This is a genomic window from Pseudoalteromonas sp. MMG024 (assembly GCF_021654175.1).
Lineage (GTDB): Bacteria > Pseudomonadota > Gammaproteobacteria > Enterobacterales > Alteromonadaceae > Pseudoalteromonas.
In genome coordinates this window covers 57796-74431 of sequence record NZ_JAKFZO010000003.1, presented here as the reverse complement: position 1 = coordinate 74431, position 16636 = coordinate 57796, and the positions used below count along the sequence as shown (strand labels likewise).

General features: G+C 39.1%; 13 protein-coding genes. 7 read left to right on the top strand and 6 right to left on the bottom strand.

Annotation, left to right across the window (positions count from 1 at the left end; all coding sequences use genetic code 11):
* Positions 1-253 precede the first annotated feature (253 nt).
* Positions 254-1024, top strand: coding sequence for a hypothetical protein (locus L1068_RS03665; protein WP_237129136.1), 771 nt, complete (start codon positions 254-256; stop codon positions 1022-1024).
* 31 nt (positions 1025-1055) lie between these two features.
* Here the strand turns inward: L1068_RS03665 and L1068_RS03660 are convergent, their stop codons facing one another.
* Together L1068_RS03660 and L1068_RS03655 are read right to left on the bottom strand one after the other, a co-directional pair.
* Complete coding sequence (locus L1068_RS03660) at positions 1056-1787, bottom strand: glutathione peroxidase (RefSeq protein WP_010559376.1); 732 nt, start codon at positions 1785-1787, stop codon at positions 1056-1058.
* A gap of 156 nt (positions 1788-1943) precedes the next feature.
* Positions 1944-2636 carry a glutathione S-transferase family protein gene (locus L1068_RS03655; protein ID WP_237129135.1) on the bottom strand — a complete coding sequence of 231 codons (693 nt, stop codon included), beginning with the start codon at positions 2634-2636 and terminating at the stop codon, positions 1944-1946.
* A gap of 403 nt (positions 2637-3039) precedes the next feature.
* On the opposite strand from L1068_RS03655, the gene L1068_RS03650 reads away from it, so the two are divergent.
* Positions 3040-3690: a hypothetical protein gene (locus tag L1068_RS03650; RefSeq protein ID WP_237129134.1), complete on the top strand. Its 651-nt coding sequence runs from the start codon at positions 3040-3042 to the stop codon at positions 3688-3690.
* A gap of 99 nt (positions 3691-3789) precedes the next feature.
* On the opposite strand, the gene L1068_RS03645 is transcribed toward L1068_RS03650, so the two are convergent.
* Complete coding sequence (locus tag L1068_RS03645; protein ID WP_237129133.1) at positions 3790-4719, bottom strand: hypothetical protein; 930 nt, start codon at positions 4717-4719, stop codon at positions 3790-3792.
* 313 nt (positions 4720-5032) lie between these two features.
* On the opposite strand from L1068_RS03645, the gene L1068_RS03640 reads away from it, so the two are divergent.
* The 4 genes from L1068_RS03640 to L1068_RS03625 all read left to right on the top strand — a co-directional run bounded on the left by L1068_RS03640 (position 5033) and on the right by L1068_RS03625 (position 10909).
* Positions 5033-7003 (top strand): BCCT family transporter, encoded by a 1971-nt coding sequence (locus L1068_RS03640; protein ID WP_237129132.1) that lies wholly within the window; start codon positions 5033-5035, stop codon positions 7001-7003.
* A gap of 338 nt (positions 7004-7341) precedes the next feature.
* Positions 7342-7647: a DUF1294 domain-containing protein gene (locus tag L1068_RS03635; RefSeq protein ID WP_237129131.1), complete on the top strand. Its 306-nt coding sequence runs from the start codon at positions 7342-7344 to the stop codon at positions 7645-7647.
* Between the two features lie 137 nt (positions 7648-7784).
* Entirely contained in the window at positions 7785-8195 is a 411-nt protein-coding gene (arfB, locus tag L1068_RS03630; protein ID WP_237129130.1) for an alternative ribosome rescue aminoacyl-tRNA hydrolase ArfB, read from the top strand.
* A 140-nt stretch (positions 8196-8335) separates the two neighbouring features.
* Positions 8336-10909, top strand: coding sequence for a TonB-dependent receptor (locus L1068_RS03625; RefSeq protein ID WP_054979143.1), 2574 nt, complete (start codon positions 8336-8338; stop codon positions 10907-10909).
* A gap of 47 nt (positions 10910-10956) precedes the next feature.
* On the opposite strand, the gene L1068_RS03620 is transcribed toward L1068_RS03625, so the two are convergent.
* The gene (locus tag L1068_RS03620) at positions 10957-12189 is read right to left on the bottom strand and encodes an HDOD domain-containing protein (RefSeq protein ID WP_237129129.1); all 1233 of its coding nucleotides are present in this window, start codon (positions 12187-12189) and stop codon (positions 10957-10959) included.
* A gap of 108 nt (positions 12190-12297) precedes the next feature.
* Entirely contained in the window at positions 12298-13671 is a 1374-nt protein-coding gene (locus L1068_RS03615) for a hypothetical protein (protein WP_237129128.1), read from the bottom strand.
* 889 nt (positions 13672-14560) lie between these two features.
* Here L1068_RS03615 and soxR point away from each other — a divergent pair.
* Positions 14561-15001 carry a redox-sensitive transcriptional activator SoxR gene (gene soxR, locus L1068_RS03610; protein ID WP_010559365.1) on the top strand — a complete coding sequence of 147 codons (441 nt, stop codon included), beginning with the start codon at positions 14561-14563 and terminating at the stop codon, positions 14999-15001.
* A gap of 191 nt (positions 15002-15192) precedes the next feature.
* Here the strand turns inward: soxR and L1068_RS03605 are convergent, their stop codons facing one another.
* The gene (locus tag L1068_RS03605; protein WP_237129127.1) at positions 15193-16578 is read right to left on the bottom strand and encodes an aspartate ammonia-lyase; all 1386 of its coding nucleotides are present in this window, start codon (positions 16576-16578) and stop codon (positions 15193-15195) included.
* Positions 16579-16636 lie beyond the last annotated feature (58 nt).

Here is a 16636-nt window from a genome sequence, read left to right as displayed (position 1 = left end):
TAAAGCGCTGCAGAAATAAGCAGCAACGGTCATCACGTTCTATAACACTAACCCATTACCGCTTTGGTGGTGGGTTATGTCTTTTATCTCTTTAAATTATTACGCACTATTGATATTGTAAGCCGTGTTGTAGTCATTGATATACAGGGTGTTTTAATTATGGCTGTTCATTACGTTTATTTACACAATGGTTTGAATTAGAAAAGAAAATCACCGTATTATTGGCACCTATTTTATTTAAAAGGACTTTCTTTTGAACAAGTTGATTGTCATAAGCACGGTGGTATCAAGTATTGTGCTTGCAGGGTGTGAATCGACGCCTGAAGTGAAACCGCGCATGGCGCGATTTAATAGCCCCGAAGTTAATAGCCAACCTTTTCATTTTAACATTACCGCGGGCTCTGATAGCTCAAACCAAATTGCCATAAATAAAAATAAAAAGAGCGAGCGAGATAATACACTGCGTTTCTCAGCAGCGATGACACTAGGGAAAGGTTTAGAAGCACGTTTTGTTGATAACGGAGAAAATCAAGTTAGCTTAAAATACCAAATGCTAGGCGCACCGCTTGAAGAGAAAAAAGCGGGTAACGTGTCGTTAGCTGGCAGCCTTGGTTATATTTGGGATAAACGCAGCGAAAGTGCTACAAAGCAGTACAATGATTGGTCAATGGAACACAAAACTTACGATTTGTCGCTGATTGCAGGGTATCGCTTAAATCGCCAAGCCTTGTTGTACGGTAGTGTGTTTTATCAAAATGGTGATGTAGAGGGTAAATATTATCTAATTGAACACTATAATGTGGAGCAAAATAAAACCATTAATGAGGGCTGTGGCTGGGATAAAACCTGTGTAGGGTCTTATTTTTCAGACAAAGGTAATGCGTATGGCTTAAGTTTGGCGTTAGAGTATGAATTGTTAACTTGGCTCGCAGTCACCGGAGAAATTGTGCATCATCGTGCCGATTGGTTTGAACGCACTAATAATGAGACTGGTGCTCATTTAAATGTAGAGTTTAGGTTTTAAAAAGGCTGCATCTGCAGCCTTTTGTACATGATTAGTCCTGAAAGTAGCTTTCTAAATCGTCTGAGCCACCAATGTGCTTACCACCAATAAAGACTTGTGGCACGGTTTCTCGCCCCGACATAGCTTTTAAGCTTGTTAACGTTGCGTCTTTACCCAATACAATTTCTTCATAATTAAAGCCATGCTTATCGAGCAAGCGTTTTGCATTTTGGCAATATGGGCAATTAGGTTTCGTAAATAATGCAACAGGCTTTGGTTTAACCGCATTAGGGTTAATATAATCAAGCATGGTATCGGCGTCTGATACTTCAAACGGGTCGCCGTCTACCTCTGGTTCAATAAACATTTTTTCAATTACGCCATCTTTTACCAGCATTGAGTAGCGCCAACTGCGCTTGCCAAAGCCTATCGCGCTTTTGTCAACAAGCATACCCATGCCGTGGGTAAATTCACCTGTACCATCTGGAATTAAGCGAATATTGTCAGCTTCTTGGTCATTTGCCCATGCTGACATAACAAAACTATCGTTAACCGATACACATAAAATATCGTCTACGCCATTCGCTTTAAAGGTGTTGGCAAGTTCGTTAAAGCGTGGCAAATGGGTTGATGAACAGGTTGGTGTAAATGCGCCTGGTAGTGAAAATACCACCACTGTTTTGCCTTTAAATAAGTCATCTGTTGTTACTGTTTGCCATTCGTTGTTAGCAAAAATTGGTAAAGTGACTTGTGGTACTGATTGTCCTGAAATATCTTTCAACATGGTACGCCCTTCTAAATATCTGTATTTTTTAATTGGGTTTAGTATGCCAATTAACTAACCTAAGCTCTAATGGATTAAATGGGTGTAATTAATCTATTAAATCGATGGTTTGATTTTAATTTACCTTAGTTAAAACCTTAACGACGCTAATTCTAGCTAAACACCACATGATTCATAACAGCGATTGATGTAAGCCACTAAGTTAGGCTTTTGCTCAATCGCTGCTTTTATTGACGTTTCAAGTTTTCCATTTAATAGATTGGTCAATGTTGCATAGGCTGCGCAGTCATATTGGGTCATGTAATCAGATACAAAATACGGTTTTTCTCCCAATAAGTTAGCCAAATGCGCTACTGCTTCAATTGCAAAATCATATATTTGCGTTCTTGAATGCCGCCCAAGTCCTTGCGCATAAATGCTTTTAATTAAGTTCTTTCTTACTAAATTTGGTACAAAGAGTTTGAGAATTCCGGGCATTTCTGAAAATAACTCGGCTTTAGTCGTCGGCCAAAACGCGTCATCAACCCAGCGGCTGTAAACTAAGCACCAATACAACTTCTCTTCAACTAATTCTTTAATCAAATAACCGAGGGCATGCTGCTCGTCGCTCAATGAAGCATCAAGTTGCGCGGTTTGATCTAATTGTGCGAGAATAATATTTGAATCGGCAACTAATTCATTGTTTATCAATGCCACGGGAAACTTCTTTTTTGGCATTTTTTCTGAATCAATACGATATTTGACTTGGTATTCTATCTTGGCCAATTTGCAGTAGGCTTCAAGCTTAAGCGCAAATGGGCTTGCGTTGGTAAGGCCAAAAGCGGGTGGAAATTCGTAGAGTGTTATCATAATTACTGTCTTTGTTTTTTTGGGGTCTGTAGATCTTTGCTGTTCTACTTTTGTTTTTTTTGAGCGTGCTTTTATCGCGGTGCTCGATGTGTGGCCTAGCAATCTAAGCGAATGAGAAAGTGCGCTCAAAAGAACCGTTCGGCAACGCTTGATTGGGTTTTCTACTGTGTTATCGGCTGACTCACATAGAATAACTATGCCACGCAGCCTCTGCCTTGTATAAAACCCAATCAAACTGCTGCAAAAACGAACTTGAAAGATCAACAGACCCTAATAATAACGATTTGTTTGTCAGGGAGTATCAGTAGTGATGTTTATGTATATTTAATTACAAGACTAACTGATAACGCTTCAAAAATCTTTAAAACCATGATTGAATTAAGCAAAAAAGCAAACACTACTTATGTCTGACATTATTTTACTGATTGAAAATAACGCACAAATTGCTTTAAGCCTGATTATTGTGCTGATTTTTATTATTCTTTTTAAACAGCATCAACAAAAGGAGAATGCGGTTACGAATAATATAGCAGGGCATGCACACCTAAAATTATTCGAAATAACGGCTAACCAACTACTGGTATTTCAAACGTTATTGGGCGAAATGATTTTTCGTCATAAATCCGAAATCGCTGAGCAGTTAGATGCAGCATCAAAAGCCTTTTTAGAAGATACAAACGCAGCGATAGAGCTAAATAATCCAAATAAAGAGCTTCAGCTCAAAAAAGAATTTCAGGCACTTATCAGCAATACTCGGCAGACGGTGCAAGATGATCAATTAAAAATAAGCTTGGCGGTAAAACAAATAGAAATGCTGGCGTCAAATGATCTCACTTTGTGTGTGCTTAATATTCAAAGTAAGGTGGCTGCAATGTTGTTGCATACAGATGCATACCTGAATCATTTATCGAACATAGCCGAAAGCCCGTTTGATTCGCGTTTGCAAACAAAGTTAGCGCTAAGTGATGATGACCAAACTGTGCTTTTAGCATTAATTGATGAATTAAATGCACAGTTTAAGCAAGAGAAAAAACGTCTGCTAGCGAGTAAGTAAAGAATATGGGGCTACCCTGTGTTTTGTAAACGACGTAATTAAAATAACTCGAAAAAACAGCCCGCACTAAATTGTACATTCAAGGTTTAAAGTAAAGACTTAAACCACAAGGTCAATTTGTTGTAATAAACCGACTTGCCCTTTACTACTCAAATAAAATCCCGACTGACGGACGGCGCCTTTGAGTTCTCCGTCGTTACGAATATTAAGCGGCGTTTGGGCGTGTTGTAGCCCTATGGCACCAATATTTGCTTCACTTAGTGATATAAGTTTGTCTTCATTCTCACTTTTAACCCATACATGTAGCGACTGAAAAATACTGTCGTTTTCATCAATAAAGCCGTTTGTGTCTTCATCGTATTGGCTAAGGTCGTTAAAGCCATTACCACTCAGTGCACCAAAAAGCTCGTTACCGTTATCAATTTTGCCATTGTTGTTTCGATCAAGTGCTAAATAGCCAAACCCTTTGTCAAGATGTGCAATTTTATCTTGTTCACCATCAGCGTCGATATCAAAACCGTGTTCACTGGTACTTAACGAAACCGGCTTATTGGTAAAACTAATCACGAGAGGGTCTTTCATATTTATGGTTTCAATTGACCGTTGATACTCGGTATGAGTTTGCTCAAACGCCAACTTGAACTCAAATCTAATCTCCCGACCACTTTCAAGCTTGAGCTCTCCCGCAAGTTTTAGGTCGTTACTTTGATGTTCATGGTTAAGTCGTTCAACAATAACTTCGATAGGGCCATCGGGTTGACTCGTGTCTGCTTCTATTGGTTGGCTTGCGTCAGGCTGTTCCATTTCGTTTTTGTCAAACCAATCAATTTCTTTGCCGGTAAGCTCTTGAATAAGTAATTTTAGAATATGAATTTTAGCATCGTCTTCGAGTGAAATATCCTCTAAAGAATGTTCTACCCTCTCAACACTTGGTGCGCGTGGCGGGGTGATGGGAGTTTCTCGCCGCTCTGATTCAAATTCACTGACATACGTGTTTTCAAGTTTTACATTTGCGCTTTCAATTTTCATGTGTCATCCAATTATAATTATCCATAACTTGTCATCGGCAGTGAAAATTTAAAGTTGAATGTTTTTTATACTAATGTGCGTGTTGTTATTTGAGTAATTTGCTAAATGCTTATAGGGGTGAACATAAATGCGCTTACTATCGTTAAGATGTCGAATTATTTTTATTGATACGTTAATTTTTTGGAAATCACGCTTTTTTAGCGCGTCTTAGTTATATTTTGAACTTATAAATCGGGTGGATTGTATAAAAAGTTGAGAACACGCCTTAATATTGCATTATAATAATTAGAGTACTAAGCAAACTCCCTGACTTATGCAAAATAAAACAAATGTTCTAAATAAAGCGGTTTTTTTACCTGCGTCTTTTGTTATATCGGTTCTTTTGATTGTGGCGATTATGGCGCCAGAATTTTCCAACGAATTATATAACTCATTGCAATCAACCATAGTTACCAATGGTGGTTGGTTCTACATATTGGCGGTTGCCATAATCCTCGGTTTTGTATTGTATTTGAGTTTATCGCGCTTTGGCTCGGTGAAACTCGGGCCGGATCACTCTACGCCAGATTATAAGTTATCAACATGGATAGCTATGCTGTTTGCAGCGGGTATGGGCATAGGTTTGATGTTTTTCGGTGTGGCTGAGCCGATTATGCACTATGTATCGCCACCAACAGCTGAAGTCAACTCCCTTGATGCAATTAGAGAAGCGATGAAAATAACCTTTTTCCATTGGGGTTTTCATGCATGGGGAATATACGCCATTGTGGCCCTGGTGCTTGCGTATTTTAGTTATCGCCATCGCTTACCGCTAACGCTTCGTTCTGCTTTACACCCAATTATTGGCGATAAGATTTATGGCTGGCAAGGGCACGTAGTTGATGTGTTTGCGGTAGTTAGTACGGTATTTGGTGTGGCCACATCGCTTGGGCTGGGAGCAAGCCAAGTAAATTCAGGGCTGAATTATTTATTTGATGTTGATGTAAACGTGCTTAACCAAGTGCTCATTATGCTTGCAATTACTGCACTTGCATCTATTTCAGTAGCAACAGGACTTGATAAGGGCATTAAGATTCTGTCTGAAACTAATATGTTGCTTGCCATTGCCTTGTTGATTTTTATTTTTGTACTTGGGCCTTCGGTATTCTTACTACAGGCTTATGTGCAAAACGTGGGTCAGTACCTGTCTGAAATTGTCTCAAATACATTTAATTTGTTTGCCTATGAAAAGAAAAGCTGGATTGGTGGCTGGACCATTTTTTATTGGGGTTGGTGGCTTGCTTGGGCACCGTTTGTTGGGTTGTTCATAGCCCGCATTTCAAAAGGGCGCACTATTCGTGAATTTATATTAGGTGTAATGGTTGTACCGACGGCGTTTACACTATTATGGATGACCATTTTTGGTAACAGTGCAATTTACCTTGTTGTAGAGCAAGGTTATGTGTCGTTGATGGAGATGGTAAGTAATGACTCGGCCGTTGCTCTATTTGTGTTTTTAGAAGCCTTCCCATGGAGTGCATTCTTAACCGGGCTTTCGATATTAATGATTGTTATTTTCTTTGTAACGTCATGCGATTCAGGCGCGATGGTAATTAATATGCTGTGTTCAAATGGTGAGGATGATACACCGCTTTGGCAACGCTTGTATTGGGCTATCGGTGTTGGCGTGGTGGCTGCGGTGTTAAGCTTAGTGGGGGGCTTGAACGCATTACAAACCATGACAATTGCGAGCGCGTTACCATTTGCTATCGTGTTGCTATTTGCGTGCTTTGGTTTAGTTAAAGCGCTGCAAATTGAAGCTGCAAAGATGGACAGTTTACAAATGAACATAACGCCCACAAATCATTATGTTGATGGTGAAGACTGGCAAGAAAAACTCAACAATATTGTGTCAACGCCTGACAAAAAGAACACCGCGGATTTTATTAATAAAGTCGTAAAGCGCGCGTTTAAAGCGTTGAAAAATCAATTCGAACTTAATGATATTCAAACCGAAATTATTGTTAAAGATTCAGGGCTTATTTTAAAAGTGTATCACGGCGACGAACATGACTTTGTTTACGGTGTTCATAAGAAAAAACACGTACAACCGAGCTTTAACAGCGACGAAGACGAGGAGTGTTACTATCGCGCTGAGGTGCATTTAGTAGAAGGTGGTCAAGACTACGACATTATGGGATGGTCACAGAATGCGGTTATTAACGATGTAATTGATCAATACCAAAAGCATATGCACTTTTTACATTTGTTACGCGATGAGACGGTTACCGTAAGCAATAACTAATTGAGATGGGGCGAACTCTGTGTCGCCCTTTTTTATGTGTGCTGGCTAAACGTTGCTTGATACTTTGCTATTTCGTATCTTATGAATGAGAGCGCAGCTTTTATTTTAAGCTAACAAGACGACTTTTGATGCTGACCACAACAGCGATAAAACTTGGTGCGGTTGGTAAGTATTCTATTGGCTACCAAATTAGCTATTTGAAAGGACTTATATAAATTTGAATATTACAAACCTTACGTCTGTAATCTGATAAACTGCGTGGTGCTGATTTATATAACTGATTTCCCATCTTAATGATCTTATTTGTAATATTATTTTGCCTAGTAATAGCCGGTTTAGTGTGGTTAAAGTTATTGCCGTTTTGGCTCGTCCCTACATACACCGTGATGAGTGTTTTCACCTTTATTGTTTATGGTATTGATAAGTACAAAGCAAAAAAAGATAAAGTGCGAGTGCCCGAATCGACGCTTCATATTTATGATGTGTTAGGTGGCTGGTTAGGTGCTGTTTTTGCGCAAGCGTTTTTTAGACATAAAACACTAAAGCAATCGTTTCGAAAATGGTTTTTGCTGACAATTAGTGTAAATGTTTTGTGTGTTGCAGTGCTGGCGTTACTACCTGTTTTAACTAATTTGAGTCGCTAACACGTTATTGCATTACCACTATTTTAACAGTTGAATGCGTGCGCGTTGTTTAATCCGATTTTATGATTATAACCGTCTCAATAGAGTTCCAATCATAACGCGCTAATTTTATCAATCAACGTAACAGAGGGTTTTAAATGTTACAAATTTCAAATTCAGTCAGTATTGCCGATTGGGAGCTTGAGTTAACAGCGATTCGCTCACAAGGCAGTGGTGGGCAAAATGTAAATAAAGTGGCAACTGCAATTCACCTACGATTTGATATTAAACGCAGCACCTTGCCACAAATTTATAAGGAAAAGCTATTAGCCCTAAATGACAGCCGCATTACTAATGATGGGGTTATTGTTATTAAATCGCAATCATTTAGAACTCAAGAGTTAAACAAACAAGATGCCCTAGATAGGTTTAAAACGCTTATTCAATCGGCGATGGTTGTGCAAAAAAAACGCAGGGCAACAAAACCGACAAAAAGCTCTCAACGAAAGCGGCTAGACAGTAAGAAAAAACACAGTCATACAAAAGCGCTGAGAGGAAAAATTAGATAATTTACTGTTTTAGTATAAAAAATGTGCTAACGATACATTTTATTCAATTTTATACTTGAAAAATCCCCAATTTAGTCTATTTATGTAAATAGTATGTTAAACATATTTACATAATAATTAACTAAGTTGCTAGGGAAATTATGAAAATTAAAGCGCTACGTAAGGCAATATTACTTGCCTGCTCATCAACACTCGTCTCAACCATGTCTTATTCTGCAATAGCAGAAGAAAATAACACCGAAGAGGTTAAAAAAGACGTCGAAAAAATCGCCGTAGTAGGTACACGCTCTGCACCACGTTCAATCGCCGATTCACCTGTACCGATTGATATTATTGGTGGCGATGATCTAGAAAAGCATGGTTCGTCTGACATGCTAGAGCTACTTGTAAGCCAAGTTCCTTCATTTAATGTGCGTCAACAGCCTATCAGTGATGCCGCAACGTTAATTCGTCCTGTTAACCTTCGTGGTTTATCGTCTGACAGTACTTTGGTACTTGTTAATGGTAAACGACGTCACCGTGCATCGGTTATTGCATTCCAAGGTGGTGGTGTGAATGATGGTGCACAAGGACCTGATATCTCGGTAATTCCAAGCATTGCGTTAAAACAAGTTGAAGTGCTTCGTGACGGTGCTGCAGCGCAATACGGTTCAGATGCCATCGCAGGCGTAATGAACTTTGTGTTAAAAGATTCAGCCGAAGGTGGCAGTATCACAGTTAAATACGGTGAGTATTTTGAAGGTGACGGCGACACAACCACAATTGAGGGTAACATTGGCATGCCTTTTACCGATGACGGCTTTGCTAACTTGTCTTTCGCATTAAAAAATGCTGATGCGACAAGCCGCTCAGTTCAGCGTCCAGACGCTGGAGGTCTCGCTGACGCAGGTAACACTTACATCAATGATCCTGCGCAAGTATGGGGTAACCCAGAAATCGAAGACGACTTGTCAGTTTTTGGTAATGTGGGCCTTGATTTAGGTAATGATAAAGAATTCTACATGTTTGGTAACTATTCTGAACGTGATGCAACAGGTGGCTTTTATTATCGTAATCCACATAACCGCAGTAATGTTTATTCAAACGATGGCGGCGAAACTTTGCTAATAGGTGATATTGGTCAAGCAAATGGCGGTCCTAGAACATGTGCTGTTGTACCGGCAAATGTACCGAATGTACTTGATACACAAGCATATAAAGATATGGTTGCTGATCCTAACTGTTTCTCAATGAACATGATTTTCCCTGGTGGTTACACGCCGCAATTTGCTGGCAACATCGTTGATACATCGCTTACCATGGGTGTTGAAGGCGAGATTAGTGGTGGCTGGTTAGATGAAGTTTATTTTGATTTAAGCGGCTCAGTTGGTCGAAATGCAGCGGATTTCTACCTTTATAACTCGCTTAACCCATCACTTGGTTTAGACACGCCAGTGGACTTTGATACGGGTAAATATATTCAACTTGAAAAGACATTTAACTTTGATTTAGTTAAATCACTTGAAGTTGGTCTGGACGATCCTCTAAACCTTGCCGGTGGTTTTGAATTTAGAGAAGAATCGTTTGAAATAGTGTCAGGTGAAGAAGCATCTTGGAAAGCCGGACCTTACGCAGACCAAGGCTTTAATATTGGTTCACATGGCTTTAAAGGCTTTGGTCCTGAATCTCAAGGAACTAATACTCGTCGTAACTGGGCGGCATATGTTGACGCTGAAGCGTATTTGACGGAAAGCTTGCTATTTGGCGCAGCACTTCGTTACGAAGATTATAATACCTTTGGTGATACAGCGAACTACAAATTAACATTGCAATATGCTATTTCAGATGATTGGCAGGTTCGTGGTTCAACAAGTACTGGCTTTAGAGCACCGACCGTTGGTCAGGCAAATGTTGTAAACACGGCAACATCACTTGTAGGCGGTGAATTAATTCAAAGTTTCTTAGCGCCGCCAACAGATCCACTTTCTGCATTTTATGGTGGTAAAGAGCTGACACCAGAAGAGTCAACAAGTTATGCATTAGGTACCGTATACGAATATGATGACTTCTTCTTAACAGTAGATTACTACAACATTGAAGTAACAGATCGTATCGCGCAGTCTAGTCAAATTACAGTACGTGAAGAAGATTATGCTGAACTTAGAGCGCTTGGTGTACAAAACCCAGAGTTAATCTCGGCTGTTACCTACTTTGCAAATGACTTTGATACTACAACACAAGGTGTTGATATTGTTGCTAACTATTCAGCCGATTTACTCAATGGCGCAACAAAATTTGCGTTAGCGTATAACTGGAATGAAACAACGGTTGACGCGTTTAACCCTGCAACCACAAGCGACGGTAAAGTAAAACGTTTAGAAGAAGGCATGCCTCAGCACCGTGCTACGTTCACAATTACCCAAAACTGGGATGATATTAGCATGTTTGTGCGCGCTAACTACTTTGGCGAATACTTCGCAGTGCATGCTGATGATGATTGTTTAGACGGTTGTTGGAATGAAATTGCGGATTCATCATTTACCTTTGATGCGGAAGTGAGCTATTTCATTAATGAGAGCTTTAAAGCAGCGGTTGGTGCGAACAACATTTTCGACCAAGAAGCACAAAAACTACCAACTGCTTCGTATGGTGTACTAGGTGCTAAATATTATGAAAGTGGTCCGTACGACTACAACGGTGGTTTCTACTACGTGAAATTAAGCTATATGTTTTAATATATAAGTTATATAACGCCAAAGCCCAGCCAAGTTGCTGGGCTTTTTTATAGCGGGTCTTCTTGCTGAGTACAGTTATATAAAATATCACTCCACTTTATAGCTTCATAATAAAACGCTGGTAAATCCGCTTGATCGAGCTTTAGTTTGTTACATTGTGATTCTATTTTTTGCCAATTACCAGATTCATAACTAAGCACGAGTTCAAGAATATTTCGATTGAGGTTCTCTTGGCCAATTAATGCATCACTAATGTCTTTTCCGAGTGGGAGCTGCTTGATAATTACGTCCATAGAGCGATCGAAAATGGCATCTAATAATGAGAAAAGACCAACCAAGAATGATTTACTTTTTAAACTTGGCGCGATTTTTTGCGCAATGACATCGCAAAATTTGGCTCGAATGGTCGACATGCGAATTAGCTCGTGGGGCTTGTCTTTAGCAAAGTGTGCAGTAACAACTAGGTTTAAAAAACGCTTCGCGTTTTGGTCACCAAGGTAAATCAAGCCTTGTTTAATTGAGTTAATTTCTTCGCGAGTAGGAAATAGACCCGAATTGATAAAGCGCAGTAATTTGTAGCAAAGCGCAGCATCTTGCTCAACTAGATTAGCGATTTTGTCGTAATTGAGCTCTTCTTTTACCAGTTCGGTATAGAGCAACACCACAGTTTGTGAGTGGCTTACCATATCTTGCTGTTCAATTAATTGCGGACGACATAAAAAGTACCCTTGAAAGTAATCGAAGCCAAGTTGTTTGGCGAGTTCGAAATCTTCATGAGTTTCAATTTTTGTCGCCATTAGTTTGATGTTTTTTTGTTGCTTTAACTTATTAATATCAGCAATTACCGTGTTTAACGGCGTTCTGCTAATATCAAATTTCACCAAACGGCATAAGTTGCAATAAGGTTGCCAGTCAAAGTCGGGAGTGTAGGGATCAAGCGCCAGCACATAGTTTTTGTGAAATAAGCTACGGCATGCTTCATAGACTTCTTGATTAGGCACGAAGTCTGTCATTAACTCTACAATAAAATCGTTGCTTGGTAACAGCTCAGGCTGCTTTTGCAATATACCAAGATGTGGAAACTTAATAAGCGCTTTTTTCCCCGACGTTAAGCGCCGTAACCCGATAATAAACTGACTATCGGCGATAAGTTTTGAGGTGGCAATAACCGAGTCTACGGTAGGAAATGAATTAGCGCGGCTATTACGAAATAGCAGCTCATAGGCGACTAATCTTTTTTTGTGATTTAATACTGCTTGACGTGCTGTGTAAATTTTCAATTTGTTTTTAAAATTAGCGATTTACCTTTCAATTTAGCTTTTTTTAGCGTTTTTGCAATAATAAAAAAGGGTCAAATGACCCTTTTTTAAATTCACTAACTAATGTTGTTATGCTTGATCTTGTAATGGCACAACGTTGTTTTGAGCCCGTATTTGCTCAAGCTCTAACTTAGCATCATCTACTTCACGTTCTAGGTCGCGGACACGTGCCATCGCTTTTTCGGCGCTGCGCGTTAAACGTTCTACAGTCGTTGCAGAGTTTTGCTTAATAAATTCAAGTTGCTCTTGTAGCTTCTCGTTTTCATTCTCATAACGCCATGCGTTTTGTTGTTCGCTAACAAGTTTTTCTTCAAGTAGTCTGATCTTAGAAAGGTTTTGATCAGAGTTCTGCGTTAAGCGCTGAATAGTAGCGGTTGAATTGTTCTTAACGAAGTCCATTTGCTTAAGTAAGTTTTCTTTTTCACTTTCAAAGCTTGTCGCAATCTTCTGAGCCTCGGCCAGCTGTGTTTGCATTTCTTCGATTTGCTCTTTAGCACCTTTAACCGCAGTTTGCTGATCTTGGTTATGCTGTGATAGCTCAAGATTTTGTTTCTTCATCATTTCAATGCTTTGCTCAGCTTGTTTAAGCTGTGCTTGCATAGCTTCTTTTGCTTGACGAAGATCTTCAACTTCTGAGTTATGTTGCTCTGCTTTCGCTGCGTGTGTATTTGCAGTTTGCTCTAGCTGTGAGAGCTGAGAAAGGGTAGAGTTTTTCTCTTGTAATAATGCTTGGATTTTCGAATCTTTTTCTTCAAGTGCCGCTTCAAGGGTTTGTACTTGGCTTGCAACATTCTCAGTAAGCTCACTTACTTTTGCTTCACCAGACTGTTTTAGCTCAGCAATGGTGCGTTCACTTGACTCTTTCAATTCTGCAACGGTCGCAGCGTTATTAGCTTTTAATTGCTCAATGGTGTTTTCATTGGCAATTCGCATATCTTCAATTGTTTGATTTTTTGACTCAGTAAGGTCTTGAAGTTGCTTTTCGTGGTGCTCTTTTAGCGATGAAATTTCGACATCAGCATTGTCCTCGACTTCTGCGATTGTTTGCTTAAACTGGCTTGTTTCTTCTTCTAAACGCGCCTCAAGCATTTGCACTTTTTCGGTTAACTCACCGGTAATTTGTTCAGTTTTTTGTAGACTAAGGATAGCGAACTTTTCGGCTTCAATAGCACGTTCAAGTTGAACTTCGAAATCACGATTAATAGCATTTGAGAAACGTTTAATCTCGCGGTGAAATGCAGCCATATACTCGTCACTTAATGACCCTGTATCAGCTGTCGCTTGGCGTGTGTCTTGCGACTCACTGCGCCAACGTTGGTAGTGTGCAAGAATACTCGCAGTGCTGCCTTCACATTCTTGTAAAATGGCCTCAACCGACACCGGCTTTCCATCAGAAACCAGTTGGTCGCACAATTCTTTTACTTTTGCGTAATTTGTTGTCATTTCTCTATCCTTGTAGAGCATACATAGTTTTGGGGACTAATTTTTTGCCGTTAATGATAAAGTATTAATTTCAATTCAGGTCGCTTAGACTTTCACTTCATCTAAATGAAAATAACGGCATGGTGTAACAATAGCAATTTTGTCCAGAAAAGATCAACTCTAGTTAGCCTATTTAATTGCCAATTTAGAACTAGTTAGTGGTTTTATATAAGTATTAATTATTTTAAATCCTGTTTTATAACTTTTGGTTAATAATTAGGTACTATAATAAAAATTGTTTTCTTTTAACTAATTTAGTCGATTACTCGAAGTTTTAGCATTAAATTTAAGTAGATATATGCGTTAAATTGGTATTGATAGGACTGTTGTTTGCAAATGCCATGAAAAGAGAGTGGCAGTTATTATGAAAAATTACTTTGTTAGTCTTAACTTACTGTTTACATAAGGGATAAGGTTAACGAACGTAAACAAGCCGCTGCCTTTCTGCAAGCTTTAAGTTCAGCCAAGTTAAATTACCACAAGCTTTTAAGCGATTAACATATTGATTCGTGATTTAGCATGAGGCGTAGGCGAAGATTTGCATTAAGCAAGTTAACTATGACGGTATTTTGAAAGGAATTTTAGAATACAAGTATAGTATCTTAATAGGTGCTTTCTTTGGCGTAATGTAAATCTAAAACCATTGCCCTTTGCATATTCTTTTTATGTTTTCTCATATCTTAAATATGCTCGGTTTAATAAAGTGAAATGCGATGTATTTACGCATTAACCGAGACATAGCTTGTTACGTATTTTGTCGTAATTTTTTCGCGTCATACTTGAGTTCTTCATTACTTATTATAAAAATGTACGGGTATTTTATAGAATTAAACAGTGAACAATTTTAGTTATGGCTGATGCGAACCTTTCGGTTGGAAATATTGCAAAACGTGCTGGGGTTAAAGTCTCGACGCTCCACTTTTACGAAGAAAAAGGATTAATTCGAAGTTGGCGTAATAGTGGCAACCAAAGGCGATATAAACCGGATGTATTAAGACGGATCGCATTAATTAAAGCAGGCCAGAAAATTGGTGTTAGTTTAAGTGATATTAAAGCAATTTTGTCGCAATTACCGAATGAACGGACACCTACGGTTAGTGACTGGGAACACATCGCTACTGCGTGGCGTGATAAGTTAACACAACAGATTTTATATATTGAAAAGCTAAAAGACTCTCTCACATCGTGTATTGGTTGCGGTTGTTTGTCGTTGGAAAGATGTCACTTATATAACCAAGATGATTGCTTAAAGGAAGAAGGCGAGGGAGCCGTTATTTTAGAGCGAAAATAGTGGTGTAGAAATAGGTTAGATTGGTTTTAACTTGCCGTTTTTCTAACGATTCATTTTGATAATTCGGCATTTTGCATGCGATTGATTGGTGCGAAATAATCGATAAACACATCAAACAACGCTTAGTATTGCTTTGCAAAGAAAGTGTATAGCATTTGCTATACACTTAATTTATTAAAAGTGCTTAAGCCCTATGCAGGCTCAGTCAATTTTTCTGGTTGCATAATATCTGCTAGCTGAGATTCACTAAGGATCCCTTTTTCCAACACTAAGTCTTTGATATTTTTACCTGAACTTAATGCGTCTTTAGCTATATTGGTTGCAGCGTCGTAACCAATAAATGGGTTTAATGCCGTAACAAGCGCAAGGCTATTGTCTAATAAATAATGACAACGCTCATGGTTTGCACTAATGCCTGAAACGCAGTGCTGATCAAACATGCTACATGCGTTAGTTAGTAGCGCCATTTCTTCCATAATATTAAATGCGATTAACGGCTCCATTGCGTTTAATTGCAGTTGTCCTGCTTCAGCCGCCATACTGATTGCTGAGTCTAATCCAATTACTTGATATGCGACTTGGCTTACGGCTTCTGGAATAACCGGATTAACCTTACCCGGCATAATTGAACTACCAGGTTGTTTGGCTGGTAAATTTATTTCGCTTAACCCTGCGCGTGGTCCCATACTTAATAGGCGTAAATCATTGGCGATTTTAGATAATTTGATTGCAAGACGTTTAAGTGCTGATGAGTAAATTACAAACGCGCCCATATCAGAGCTGGCCTCAATTAAATCTTCGGCCTTAACAAAGGGTAGTTCAGTTAAATATGCTAACTGCTTGATTGCTAAATCAGGATAGCCTTTTTTGGTATTTATCCCTGTTCCAACCGCGGTTCCACCTAAGTTGATTTCATAGAAAAATGGACTTAACTGATTAAGTAACTTTATTTCTTCACGTAGCGTTGATGCGAACCCCGTAAATTCTTGACCTAATGTCATTGGAACCGCATCTTGCAATTGGGTTCTGGCGAGCTTAAGAATATGTTTAAATTCTTGAGATTTTTCAGAAAAACGCTCAATCAAGCCTTCTAGGCTGGCTATCAGCTTTGGCTGTTGTAGCAAGATACTTAGTCGAATGGCGCTTGGGTAAACATCGTTGGTTGATTGCGACAAGTTTACATCGCAATTAGGGTGTATAAATTGATAAGCCCCTAGTGGATGTCCTAACTTTTGCAGTGCGATATTAGCGATTACTTCGTTGGCATTCATATTGGTTGATGTGCCAGCGCCGCCTTGGATCATGCCAACAGGAAATTGATCATTATACTGGCCATCAATTAGATCATTGCATGATGCAAAAATTGCATCAGCTTTTTCATCGTTAATTAGACCTAGTTGCTGGTTTGCGCGAACACAGGCTGCTTTAACGTAGGCGAGTGATTTAATCATCGCAGGGTATTGCGTCAGTGTCTTGTCACTTAACGGAAAGTTATTTACTGCGCGCTGAGTTTGTATACCATAGAGTACATTGTTTTCAATTGTCATTGTACCGAGAAGATCAGATTCTATACGCATTGCTTTTTTGTCTTGTATTGGTGAGAGTCGGCGCAAGATTACCGATAAGCTAGGTTAA